Annotated in this window: 11 protein-coding genes; 5 read left to right on the forward strand and 6 right to left on the reverse strand. The window is 44.0% G+C overall.

Annotation, left to right across the window (positions count from 1 at the left end):
- Positions 1 to 51 precede the first annotated feature (51 nt).
- Positions 52 to 774, forward strand: a complete 723-nt coding sequence (locus FD27_RS02580; RefSeq protein ID WP_057749085.1) for an alpha/beta hydrolase — start codon at positions 52 to 54, stop codon at positions 772 to 774.
- Here FD27_RS02580 and abc-f read toward each other — a convergent pair.
- Both abc-f and FD27_RS02590 read right to left on the reverse strand, forming a co-directional pair.
- Positions 746 to 2,233, reverse strand: a complete 1,488-nt coding sequence (gene abc-f / locus FD27_RS02585; protein WP_057749088.1) for a ribosomal protection-like ABC-F family protein — start codon at positions 2,231 to 2,233, stop codon at positions 746 to 748. The genes FD27_RS02580 and abc-f overlap by 29 nt on opposite strands.
- A 243-nt stretch (positions 2,234 to 2,476) precedes the next feature.
- Complete coding sequence (locus tag FD27_RS02590; RefSeq protein WP_057749091.1) at positions 2,477 to 3,421, reverse strand: Dyp-type peroxidase; 945 nt, start codon at positions 3,419 to 3,421, stop codon at positions 2,477 to 2,479.
- A 171-nt stretch (positions 3,422 to 3,592) separates the two neighbouring features.
- On the opposite strand from FD27_RS02590, the gene FD27_RS02595 reads away from it, so the two are divergent.
- Both FD27_RS02595 and FD27_RS02600 read left to right on the forward strand, forming a co-directional pair.
- Positions 3,593 to 5,110: a YfcC family protein gene (locus FD27_RS02595; protein WP_057749095.1), complete on the forward strand. Its 1,518-nt coding sequence runs from the start codon at positions 3,593 to 3,595 to the stop codon at positions 5,108 to 5,110.
- 12 nt (positions 5,111 to 5,122) lie between these two features.
- Positions 5,123 to 6,457: a dipeptidase gene (locus tag FD27_RS02600; RefSeq protein WP_057749099.1), complete on the forward strand. Its 1,335-nt coding sequence runs from the start codon at positions 5,123 to 5,125 to the stop codon at positions 6,455 to 6,457.
- A gap of 144 nt (positions 6,458 to 6,601) precedes the next feature.
- Here FD27_RS02600 and gtfA read toward each other — a convergent pair whose 3' ends face one another.
- Both gtfA and FD27_RS02610 read right to left on the reverse strand, forming a co-directional pair.
- Entirely contained in the window at positions 6,602 to 8,059 is a 1,458-nt protein-coding gene (gene gtfA / locus FD27_RS02605; RefSeq protein ID WP_057749103.1) for a sucrose phosphorylase, read from the reverse strand.
- 21 nt (positions 8,060 to 8,080) lie between these two features.
- Positions 8,081 to 9,298: an MFS transporter gene (locus FD27_RS02610; RefSeq protein WP_057749106.1), complete on the reverse strand. Its 1,218-nt coding sequence runs from the start codon at positions 9,296 to 9,298 to the stop codon at positions 8,081 to 8,083.
- A 1-nt stretch (position 9,299) separates the two neighbouring features.
- Here FD27_RS02610 and FD27_RS02615 point away from each other — a divergent pair, with 1 nt between their 5' ends.
- Both FD27_RS02615 and FD27_RS02620 read left to right on the forward strand, forming a co-directional pair.
- The gene (locus tag FD27_RS02615; protein ID WP_157055081.1) at positions 9,300 to 9,575 is read left to right on the forward strand and encodes a hypothetical protein; all 276 of its coding nucleotides are present in this window, start codon (positions 9,300 to 9,302) and stop codon (positions 9,573 to 9,575) included.
- 12 nt (positions 9,576 to 9,587) lie between these two features.
- Entirely contained in the window at positions 9,588 to 10,913 is a 1,326-nt protein-coding gene (locus tag FD27_RS02620) for a dihydrolipoyl dehydrogenase family protein (protein ID WP_057749111.1), read from the forward strand.
- Between the two features lie 158 nt (positions 10,914 to 11,071).
- Here FD27_RS02620 and FD27_RS02625 read toward each other — a convergent pair whose 3' ends face one another.
- Both FD27_RS02625 and FD27_RS02630 read right to left on the reverse strand, forming a co-directional pair.
- Positions 11,072 to 11,914: an aldo/keto reductase gene (locus FD27_RS02625; RefSeq protein WP_057749114.1), complete on the reverse strand. Its 843-nt coding sequence runs from the start codon at positions 11,912 to 11,914 to the stop codon at positions 11,072 to 11,074.
- A 126-nt stretch (positions 11,915 to 12,040) separates the two neighbouring features.
- Positions 12,041 to 12,811, reverse strand: coding sequence for a serine hydrolase (locus FD27_RS02630; protein ID WP_057749117.1), 771 nt, complete (start codon positions 12,809 to 12,811; stop codon positions 12,041 to 12,043).
- Positions 12,812 to 12,929: the final 118 nt, after the last annotated feature.

Here is a 12,929-nt window from a genome sequence, read left to right on the forward strand (position 1 = left end):
CACGATATTCAGTTGTATCATGGGGATTAGCATATTATTGGAGGAAGAATCATGGATTTACAAACTATTCAATTAACCCAGCCATATTCATACTTGGACATTTATCACAGTGATACTACCGTTCCACTACCGGGCTTAGTTATTATCCCTGGTGGTTCCTATACGAAGGTCGCTGACCGGGATTCTGAACGGGTGGCGGTTACCTTTGCCAGCCAGGCCTTCCAGACGTTCGTGGTCCGCTATCCAGTTGTTGAACACCGGAGTTATCAAAATGCCAAAATTGCGATTGACCAAGCCTTTGAGTACCTTGTGGGTCATGCCCAGGAGTTGGACTTAGATCCGCAACAACTCGGGATTATTGGCTTTTCTGCTGGAGGCCAATTAGCTGCCGCTTACAGCAACCGTCCGGACACTAAAGCCCGTTTTGCGGCCCTTGGATACCCGGTAATTCAACCGCTGATTGATAAACGGATGGGCGTTACTACCGAAAATGTCGCTGAACTGGTAAATGATCAGACTCCTGAGACGTTCATCTGGGGGTCAATTAACGATGAGCTGACGCCATACTTGGACCATATCGCGATATATGCCCAAGCCCTTGCAAAGCACCACGTTAAGTTTGAATTGCATGAATTTGCCACTGGTAACCATGGCATGGCCCTGGCCAATTACTACACTGGGATTGTCAATCGCAACCGGACCGATAACCATCTAGCTAAGTGGTACCCATTATTCTTAGAATGGTTTAAGCGTTGGCAGGCGGCCCAAGCCTAACCTGACTACTGGCTATTTCATCGATAAAGTGACGGTCATGCTCAATAAATAGGAGGGGTAGTCGGATATTTTTAATCAACTGAATCAGTTGATTTTGATTTTCAATATCCAAATAATTTAATGGTTCATCCCATAGGTAAAGTTGAGCTGGTTCCACTAATGAGCGGGCCAGTTCAACTTTTTTCTGTTGCCCCATGCTCATGTCTTCGATCTTAGTAGTGAACGTTTTGCGCTCCATCCCTAACTTCCGCAGCATATTCAATAAATCTTCATATGGTAAATGCTTCTGCTGAGCAAAGTCACGCAGCGACCCATGGAAACCAGTGTAGTGTTGACGGACGATGCTAAGCGAGATCCCATTCGCCACTTGGATCTTTCCAGAGATTGTTCCGGCAAAATTATTCTGGATAGCGCGGAATAAACTCGATTTACCGCTACCATTGTCAGCACAGAGGGCGACTTGGTCATGGGAACGAACAGTCAGTGATAAGTCCTGGAAGAGGGTCCGCCCATTAATTGAAAGGGCTACTTGTTGTAAAGATAAAAGCGGATCATGGTGGCTGGATTGAAGGTTTATCGTCAGGGGGACCACTGTCTCAACGTCATTGAGCAGCCCTTGTTTTTGTTCAATCTGGTCATTTAAGCGGTGGTTCAATACCAGTGACTTTTTCATCATCTTAGCAGCTTTGGCACCAATGAAGCCCTTGTCAGCATGTGAATTATGTTGCTTCTCTTTTTCTGCATTTTGTGCCCACTGCTGACGTTGCTGCTGGGCCTGTTTGAGGCGGTTAATTGATTTATGAAGTTGCTGATTCTGACTAATCGCTGTTTGGTCCCGCCGCATTTTCTGACTGAGGTAAGTTGAATAATTTCCTTGTTCCACTACAATTTGTTGACGTTCAATCGCAATGATGTGGTCAACGATCCGATCGATAAAGACCCGGTCATGGCTTGTGACGATGAAGCCCGTCTTCTTATTTCGGAGATAGGCTGCTACTTGCGATCGACTATGCTGGTCTAAGTGGTTAGTAGGTTCGTCTAAGAGGGCAAAATGATTTTGCTGGGCAAAGATCGCCGCGAGCATTAGTTTCGTTTGTTCGCCACCACTCAGCGTTGAATAAGGTTGCCATAGCAGGGCCGGATCCATCTGCAAGTAATTCATTTCCCGCTCCAGTTGCCATTCTTCGATGGTCGGGAGCGCCGCACTGATTGCATCCCAAGACAGGTCACTGCTGTCGGAAATTGTTAATGGGAAATAGACGAGGGAAACTGCAACATTAATTTGCCCCTGGAATGGTAATTGGTGTTGCAATAGTTTTAATAAGGTGGTTTTGCCACGACCATTACGCCCAACTAAGCCTAATTTCCAGTCGGTATTGAAGTCCAATGAGCAATGATCAAATAGCAGTGCCTGCCCATCGTAAGCAAAGGTGAGGTTTTTAATAGTAATTGGTATCAAGAAATCACGTCCTTTTGGTGATATGAAAAAAAGGCCTGCTGGAAAGCAGACCTAATGGGACCCAAAAAGGACGCAAAAACGCGTTTTTCAGGAGTCATTCATGTTTGTTCATTCTACTTTCCAGCAATCCCGTGCCTGAACATGGAATAACTATTCGGTTGAGTAGAATTAGAACAACAATGGACGATTCCTCCCTTTATTTATTGATTTGAATATACCAGATAACCTTATTATCAGTCAAGGCTAATTCAATTCTCCGTCGGCAATCTTATCTAAAAGCGGTCGAGATGGAATAAAGAATAGTTGCCCAGATAAAATGTCGGAGAATGAAAGCAGGTAGTCACCCTTATCAAGCATGTTTTGCAACATTGTTTTAGTGACTTTCCAGTAGCGTGAATAGCCAATAAAGTACGTCCCGGTATTACCAGAAGCGGGGTCCGAATATGGGACGTTCATCCGGACAATTTTTTGCTCTACTCCATTAATCTTAGCTTGTGAAGCCACATTGTGGGCATTACTGAACTTTTCCCCGTCTTCCAGTTCCAGGTCGGAAAACTTCTTCCGACCGACAGCTTTTTCCTGGGTTTCAGTGGTTAGTTTATTCCAAATATCCATATTGTGGCGCCATTTTTGGGCAAAGGCATAGGAGCCATTCTCAAAGAAAGGGTCTTCGTCACCAATGATGGCGTAGTCAGCGGCATCTTCAACTTGGGGGTTCTCTGTCCCATCAATAAAGCCAATGATTGCTCGTCCTTCGAAGTAACGGAAGCCCTTTGTCTCATCGACAACCGTGGTAAAGTCGCGCAAGAACAGCATGACCTGAGACATTAGCTCATAAACAGCAGCCTCGTCATTGGCCCGGATGTGGAGGAATAGATCCCCTTCCGTTGCGGGCATTTGGTATTTAGGACCCGTCAAGGTTTGGTAAGTTTCTAGTTCCTTTGGCTTTGGTGCATTAGGGAAAAGATAATCCCAGGCATCATTGCTAAAACCAAGAGCGACTTTTAGATTTCCCTTGTTATCCCGAATACGCAGTGAACGAGTAATGGCTTGGAAGCGGTCCACAAATTCCTGGATAGCTTCTTGCTCCTTTTGCTGGTCTTGTCGCTTTAATTCCAGAACTGTGAATTGGACATGTTCACCAGCGTCTTTCCAGACATCCTGGGCTTTGTTTGGATTCATTGACATATTGTGATACTCCTTCCAGATTTAAGTGATCCTTCCACTATTTATTATATCGTACCAATGCCTAAAATCCCCATGATAATCAACAAATGGCCGCTTGCAAGTAAATTAATGAAAGCGGTAAAATATTAGTGAAGCTTTTCTCAATAGATTAAGAAGATACGGGGTGATGAAATGCAGACTGAGAAAGCACAAAAAAAGCATCGGTTTCACATGCCATCTGCTTACACGATTTTATTTGCCATTATTGTTGTAATCGCTATTCTGACGTGGATTATTCCAGCCGGGACATATGCAACTGATAAAGCTGGAAATATCATTTCTGGTACGTATAAAGCAGTGGCTAGCAAGCCGCAAGGAATTTGGGACGTTTTCATGGCACCAGTTATTGGGATGGTTGGTGACAAAAAGACGGAAGGGGCTATTTCAGTGTCCCTGTTTATCCTGGTAATTGGGGGCTTCTTAGGGGTCGTCAATAAGACAGATGCCTTGAACCAGGGGATTAGCTCCATCGTCCACCGTTACAAGGGTCGGGAGAAACAACTAATTCCAATTTTGATGATCCTTTTTGCTCTCGGCGGATCAACTTATGGTATGGGTGAAGAAACGATTGCTTTCTATCCATTATTAATTCCCGTTATGATGGGAGTTGGCTTTGATTCACTTGTTGCGGTAGCAATTGCCCTCGTTGGAACTCAGGTTGGTTGTTTAGCTTCTACGGTTAACCCGTTTGCGACTGGAGTTGCTTCCCAAACCCTGCATATTTCACCAGGAGATGGGTTAGGATCACGAATCCTACTGCTGGTAATTACGACGGCGGTCAGCATCATTTATGTTTACCACTACGCTTCAGTAATTGAGAAGGATCCTACCAAGTCCTTGATTTACAATCAGCGGGCAGCAGACGAAGAACGGTTTGCCATTAAAACGCGAACTGACGATGATACACCAATGTCGGGTCGGCAAAAAGCTGTTATTTGGCTATTTGGGTTAACTTTCGTGATTATGATCATGGGGTTGATTCCATGGACCAACCTTAATCCGCACTGGACTTTCTTTGATCAATTTACGAAGTGGTTAACTGGTATTCCAGTATTAGGAACACTGATTGGCCATGATATGGCGCCATTGGGAACTTGGTACTTCAATGAAATTACGATGCTCTTCCTCTTCATGTCTGTCATTATCATGTGGGTATACCATATGAAGGAAGGCGAATTCATGGATGCCTTTATGAAGGGGATGGCCGATTTCCTGAGCGTTGCTATCATTGTGGCGGTTGCTCGTGGTATCCAAGTTATTATGAATAACGGGATGATTACCGGGACGGTTCTCCACTGGGGTGAATTAGGACTGCACGGTTTATCACAAAGTATTTTCATTATCCTGACTTATATTTTCTATATTCCAATGTCATTCTTGATCCCATCAACTTCGGGACTGGCGGCCGCAACAATGGGGATTATCGGGCCCCTTGGTCACTTTGCCCACGTTTCAGGTAGCCTCGTTATTACAGCCTACCAAGCTGCTTCTGGATGGGTTAACTTAATTACACCAACCTCTGGCATTGTCATGGGGGCCTTAGCGATTGCCCACGTCAACGTTAGTGTTTGGTGGAAGTGGATGCTGAAACTGATGATTTACCTGTTCATTATTACCTGTGTATTCTTAGGTGTTGCTGCAGTGCTTTAGGAGATGTTTGAAATGAGTAAAATTGTTAATGAACAAGAACAACAAGAGGCAGTTCAAGCCCTCGAACGGCTGATTTCTGTTCCATCGTATAACCAAGAAAAAGCAGCTGGTGCACCTTTCGGTCAAGGTGTCCGGAACGCCCTGGACGAAATGATGAAGATCTGTGACGAATTAGGCTTTAAGACCTACGAAGATCCAGATGGCTACTATGGCTATGCTGAGGTTGGCCAGGGTGACAAAGTCTTTGGAGTAATTTGCCACCTCGATACCGTTCCAGCCGGGGACCTGGCTGCCTGGAAACACGACCCATTCAAGGGAACAGTCATCAATAATGCCGTTTATGGTCGTGGGTCTCAAGATGATAAGGGTCCTGGCATTGCGGCCCTCTTTGCTGTTAAGGCTTTGATGGACCGTGGTTACCAATTCAAACAGCGGATTCGGTTTATTTACGGAACTGATGAGGAAATCCTGTGGCGGGGAATTGCCCAATATAACAAGAAGGAATCCCCAATTGACTCTGGAATTTCACCAGATGCAGAGTTCCCATTAATCTATGCTGAAAAGGGCCTGCAACAGTCCTACCTAGTTGGCCCTGGTACAGATCAACTGAAGATTAGTCTGAAGAACGCCTTTAATGCAGTTCCTGACAAGGCTGTTTACAATGGCCCTAAGTTGGCAGAAGTTAAAGCAGCTTTGGATCGGCACGGCTTCAAGTACAACGATGACGGTGATTCGATTACAGTGTTAGGGAAGTCCGTCCACGCTATGCTAGCACCGCAAGGAACGAATGCTGTTTTGCGGTTAGCAATCGCCCTGGATGACGTCTTTGACTTTAAGCCATTGGACTTTATTGGCAAACTCTTTAAAGAGGATGCAACTGGTTCAAATGTCTTGGGGGATGTTGAAGATGAGTCCGGTCATTTAACTTTTAACATTTCGAGTTTAGAAATCAATGAAAAGGAAACCCGGATGCAAATTGACTTACGGATTCCAGTCACGATTGACCGGGATCGACTGATTGAAAAGTTGAGTAAGAAGGTTGCTCCATACGATCTGAAGTATGTTCACTTTGATTACCTTGCTCCACTATATGTTCCAAAGGATACTAAACTGGTCCAAACCTTGATGGACGTTTACAAGGAACAAACGGGCGACCAGGATGCCACGCCACAAATCTCTGGTGGTGCAACCTTTGCCCGGACAATGCATAACTGTGTCGCCTTTGGTGGGATGCTGCCAACGACGCCAGATTACATGCACCAAGCCAATGAACAATGGCCATTGCCTGACATGTATAAGGCAATGGAAATCTTTGCTCAAGCAATCAAGCGGCTTGTTTGTGATTAAGATAAATAGCATAGAATATTAAAAAAGCGGTACCTGATGGGAATTCAGGTGCCGCTTTTGGCATTTCAACGTTCATTATTGGAGATGTTAATTGGAAAGGATTTGCTAATAAAACGTCGAAAATATTTGGGAGATGTAAAGCTATTACTTTTGAACAAAGAATTCTTCGCCGTTAGCAGTAATAGTAAAGGTCTTGTTAGCTGCGTCAGCATTAAGGACAGCAACGTTATTACCATCTTTGTCTTGACGAGTGATCTTAATCGTGGTTTCAGAAGGAGTTTCAACATTGATTGAACCATCAAGATCAAAGGCAGCGAACTTGTTCCGCCAGGAGAGGAGCTTTAATAAGTTGGCAACAACTGGACGTTGAACTTCCTTAGCAACTTCTTCCTTAGTGTAGTAGTGACGGTTGATGTTCCGGCCTTCCTTAGTCTTTTCTAGTAATTCAAGGTCGTTTGAACCAGCTAATAAACCAACATAGTAAATCATTGGAATACCAGGGGCAAAGATTTGGATTGCACGAGAAAGCAAGTAGGCCTTATCGTTATCACCTAATGCGGAGTAGTAAGTGGAGTTGATTTGGTAAATATCCAGGTTGTGGTATTCAGCACTGGAGTACTTCCGCTTAACGTTAGCACCAACCTTGTATAATTCGTTAGAAGCATATTCGATTTCGTCATCAGTTAAGATGTCCTTGGCATCAACAACCCCGATCCCATCGTGAGTGTCCAGAGTCGTAAATTGCTTCATTGGGCACATCTTTAACCACTTAGCCAGACGGTTAGTCTTACCAGAGTACATCGTGTAAAGAGTCGTCATTGGCAAAGCAAAGTCGTAAACAAAGTAGCCGTGCTTGGAGATCTTAGCAGGGATAGTGTAATGTTCATGAATTTCAGGCAAGATTTGGGCCTTGTATGGGGCAAGAATTTCACGAATTTCACCTAAGAGGTCCCAGATTTCTGGTTCAACGAAGAAGTCGTTAGTATCAGCCTTCTTAACGGCGTAAGCAAAGGCATCCAAACGGATCAAGTCGGCACCGTGTTTAACCATGTCAGTCAAAGTTTGCTTGAAGAATTCGTTCGCAACCTTGCTCTTAACGTTGATATCAATTTGTTCTTCACCGAATGTGTTCCATAAGTGTTCCTTAGTACCGTCATCGAAGTCGATTTCTTGTTCAGGAGCCTTGTCCTTCCGCTTGTAGATCTTGTCAATATCTTCTTGAGTAGGGCGACCTTTACCAGCAGCTTCCCAGAACTTTTCCCAACGAATGAAGAAATCACTGTACTTTGAAGCATCATGGTTCTTCTTGAAGTCTTGGTACATTACGGACTTCTTGGAAATATGGTTGATCATGAAGTCAAACATTAAGTAGTAGTCCTTACCAAGGGCTTCAACATCATCCCAGTTACCAAATGCTGGATCAACAACATCATAACGGTATGGGGCAAAACCACGGTCACCAGTGGATGGGAAGAATGGCAGCAAGTGTACACCACCAATTGCGTCACCGATGTATTCCTTCAGAACTTCATGGGTTTCCTTAATGTTTTTAGCCATGGAGTCTGAATAGGTAATTAACATTGCTTTGTTTTGAATTGGCATAATAACAAACCTCCAAATAAATTAGTTAGCTTTTTGAGAGTGACGAGTTGCAAAGAAGATAATGACCCCGATGAGGATCAGGACTGCACCATATACAGGGAATGGAGCAGCCAGGCCAAAGCCAGATAATGATTGACCAAGTAAGGCGTTTGTCCATTGACCAACCGTTGGTGAGAAGAAGGCACCAAAGTTGAAACCAATTAGACAAAGGGAAGTAACAAGTGGTTGCTTGTCAGCTGGTGCTAAGTCCGGTAATAGGTTGAAAATCAGTGGGGACACCAGTTGTAATGGGAAACCGATAAGCAAAAGACCGATTACCATCATAATAAAGTTGTGGCCAGCAAAGCCAAATAAGAAGTTGGACAATGCCATTAAACCAAGGCCCAGGTAAACGGTGCCGAAACCGAGCCGTTTTTGAATGGAACCGTAGAAGAGGCCACCCAAAGTTGCACCAATCAACATCAGTGATAAGAACATGGAAGAACCGGTGTACTGACTACCATTGATTTGAACAGCTAGACCAGGGAAACGGTTTTCCATACCAATGTAGTCGATACAAAGGATGAAGGCGAAGAGAACTAAAAGATAAACAACTGGACTGATTTTAGTAATCTGCTTGGGCTCTTCTGCAATGTCATCTGCTAGGTCATCTTCAGCGACATTTTTGTCTTGAGAAGCACTGTCGTCAGGAACCCGAACAGCAAAGAAGAAGAGGACAACAAATGCTAAAGCATAAACCAAGAAGGAAGCGTGCCAACCAGCAACACTTAAGATCAACCCTGCAATCGCTAGTGTACATGCTTGACCAACTTGTTCAGCGGCCGCCCGCCAACCCAGCATTTGCGCCCGGGTACTTCCTTCATACCAGACAGAAATCAATGAAATAGCCTGAGAGTTGTAAAGCCCGTAACCGGCTCCCAAAATTAACCGCGAAATCAGGATTACCGTGTAGTTGTTGACGAACATTGGAATCAACCCAGCGATCCCAACAATCGTAACCCCGGCCATGATAATCTTCTTGTCAGAAATGTGGAACCATTGTTGAAGTAGTGGTGACAAAACGACAAAAATCATTACGGCGAATGATGGTGTAGTAACAAGATACTCTGATTGTGGTTGACTAATGCCTAATGCTGCTTTTAATTGGGGAAGCGAACCCTGAATGGCATAAGCACTGGTCACCATAAAGGAAACTGATAAGAAAGCCAATTTAGTGACTATTGAATTCTTATTGCTCATAATGAAAAAATACTCTCTTTCCTTAGAGTGTGGTCTTGATAAACGTTTATCATTTTTACTTTGTGTGAATAATATACTATGGGATTTTTTAAATGTCAAACGTTTATCAATGTTTTTTGGAATCATTTTCATTGTTGATAGTAAGCAGTTTATGAAAAATAAAAATGAAAGCTTATCTGATGGTACTTTTCACTCTGTTAGGCGATTAAGTGAAAAAGTGAATAAGCAGAAAAATATTGTTTTACTGGCCGCTATGGTATGGTGGAGAAAACACTGATGGAGGTGCACAATGAAAAAATACGACTACATTTTGATTGGGTCCGGACCGGCTGCGTACAAGATGTCTAATTTGCTGGCGGGGACGACGCGCAAAGTATTAGTGATTGATGGTGGAGAGTTTGGCGGCACTTGTCCAAACTATGGTTGTGAGCCTAAGATTTTCCTCGAAGGTGCCACGCGAGCCGTTTTGCAAAGTCAACAATTATTGGGACGAGGGATTAAACAGGCTGCCCAGATTGATTGGCATGATTTAATGACTACTAAATTAAATCGATTTAATCCGTGGCCGGCGGAGACCAAGGCGATTATTGCCAAAAGTCATGATGTCGAAGATGGATATGCGCACTTCGTTGATGAAAAGACAGTGGTGGTAAATGGTCATGAATACCGTAGTGACCATATCATCATTGCCACCGGTCAACACCCAAATCACTTAGATATTCCTGGTGACCAGTGGACTCATACTAGTACCGATGTGCTATCGTTACCCCACTTACCACAACACGTTACTTTTATTGGTGCTGGTTATGTAGCAATGGAATTAGCGACAGTACTGGGAGCTGCTGGGGCCGCAGTAACGTTGATTGATCACTCAGATCGTCCTCTGAAGGCTTTTCCAGCCAAAAAAGCCGCTGTGGTCAAGAAGGCGATGGAAGAACGGGGAATTGAATTCTTATTTAATACTGGTGTTCAGGCTGTTCAGCAACAGGATGAGGGCTTTATTGTGCAAACTGACCATGGTGAGGTTCCTACCGACTATGTTGTCGATGCTAGTGGGCGTCGACCGAATATTGAACAGTTGGCATTGGACAAAGCAGGAGTGCAGTTTGATCGTGGTGGTGTGATTGTGAATGATCACCTACAGACCAGTAATCCGCACGTTTATGCAATAGGGGATGTGGTCAGTCGTCCGCAAGCTAAACTGACCCCGGTAGCTGAGTTTGAAGGGCAGTACCTCTTTGATTACTTGGAGGGTCACTCCGCCGCCGCAATTGAATATCCAACCATCGGAACAGCAGCCTTTACCTTTCCAGAAATTGCCGCAGCTGGTGTTACTGAAGATGATGTGCGAGAAAACTCCGCGTACCAGGTCAAGTCGTTTGACCTGCATTACGCTAGTTTAGCAGCTGGTCAAAATGACCAGTCTGGCCGATTGACGTTAGTTTTCAAAGATGACCTATTAGTAGGTGCTAGCGAAGTTGGCGATTATGCAGCGGATGACATTAATAATTTCTTGCCAGTGATTGGATTACGTATAACTGGCGAGCAATACCGTCAAGCAGTAATTACCATTTATCCGGCATTAGCTGATAAAATTGCTAGTAGTTTAAACTAGAATAAGAAAGAGAGAACTAACTGGCTAGTTTGTTTTCTAATCCCGTAAGTTACAAAGAGGGCCCTAGTATTCGGCAGATCCGAACGCTAGAGCCCTTTGTGTACTGCGCTGTAGCATTGCCAACTAGGGGACCTATGCCACAGCCGCTTTATTGATATTTAGTATTGGCGATTTTCTTCATATGTTAATTCTGGTTCCCGACCAGTTCGACTGAAGGTATTCAACGCATTAATTTGGTTCATTTCATTGCTACTAAGCTCAAAGTCATAAATATCAGCATTTTGAGTGATCCGTTCAGCATGCACTGATTTAGGAATGAAGGAAACACCCCGCTGAAGGTGCCAACGGAGAATTACTTGGGCGGTTGACTTACCATGTCGTTTAGCAATTTCTTGAATTTCTGGAATTTGCAAAACTGCTCCCCGACCGAGAGGACTCCAGGCTTGGGTGACAATGTGATGAGCCTGATTGAAGGCTAACATTGGGGTTTGTGTTAAGCGGGGGTGTAGTTCAATTTGGTCCACAACCGGCATTTCATGAGCCTTGGTTGCCAGGTATTGAAGATGGATAATTTGATAATTGCTGACCCCAATTGATTTGGTAAGGCCTTCTTTCTTCATATCCTCCAAGGCACGCCAGGTATCAAAGAAGGCGCGTTGGATTGGCCAGTGGACGAGAAGGAGGTCGACATAATCAGTCCGGAGCTTCCGCAATGATTCCTTAACTGAGTTAATTGCGGAGTCGTAACCCTGGTTAGCTTCGGAGACCTTAGTTGTCAAAAAGTAATCTTGACGGGGGATACCAAGCTGTTCAAATGCCGCCCCTACTTGGCCTTCGTTACCATATAGTTGGGCAGTATCAAATAAGCGGTAGCCATCTTTGTAGGCTTGACGAACCGCGTTGGTCATCGTATCTTGACCGTCAACTTTGTATAGGCCAAACCCTTCCTGGGGCATTTTGTTGCCGTCAGCCAGGGTGAGTAAATTTGTTTTAATATCCATGAAATGACCTTCTTTCCTCTTTTTATGATCGCCTTGTTGGTTGAATAAGTCAAAAATCCTGCTTAATACGAACAAAACGGACTTCTTGTTAACTAACAGGCAGTCCGTTTACCAAGATATGAATTTTTAATCGAGAATCGAGTTTGTTACCCGTGCAAGCTGGGCAACGACATCTTCACCACTCTGCATAGATTGGTTGTGGTCACTGTAAACCGCAATTGTATAACTCGTGCCGTCTTCATTTCTGACGTAACCAATACTATTGACAATCCACTTTTCACGACCGTTTTCGAGCCAGCCATTTTTGACTGCCCAGTGGCTACCAGCAGCAGTGATCCCCCAGGCTTGGTCAGGGTCAACGTTTTCCATTAGTTCTTTAATGTAGTCACGCGAATTAGCGGTTAACAATGAAGATTTGTAAAAAATATTGTTTAGCAGCTTGATTTGATCGCGAGGAGTAGTCGTTGATAATCCCCAGGAATCTGCAGCAATTGAATTATTCATTCCAAACTGGTTAAAGGTTGACTGTAAGCCAGACTGGCCACCAAGGGTCTTGAATAACTTGTTAGTGGAGTCATTATCACTTTCTTCAATCATTGCCTTGGCTAATTTCTTCTGGTGGGTAGTTAAGTTGCCATTTTGCTTCATTAGCAATCCCGCCAGGATAGATACCTTGACCGTACTGGCCATGTGATAGTGGTGGTCGGGAACATTGGATGAATAGTAGGTACGGTGCTTTTTACTAGAATAAACAGCAATCCCGACTTTGTTGTTCGAGGTATAGGTAATTTTACTCCACGCAGATTTAAGTCGGGGACTAGTAGCAGTGAAGTGGTGAATCCCCCAGATTGCTAGGAGGACCAACAAAATGATGGAAATTAATCGACGACGACTCATTTAGCGCATTCCTCTATTCCTGATTGATAATAGTCATAAAAGTAATGATAGCATTCAAAATGGTAATCGTAAACGATAATCAAAATTTTAAAGAAAACGTCATATTTACATGACATAA

Source organism: Limosilactobacillus frumenti DSM 13145 (assembly GCF_001436045.1).
In the GTDB taxonomy this organism is placed as follows: Bacteria; Bacillota; Bacilli; order Lactobacillales; family Lactobacillaceae; genus Limosilactobacillus; species Limosilactobacillus frumenti.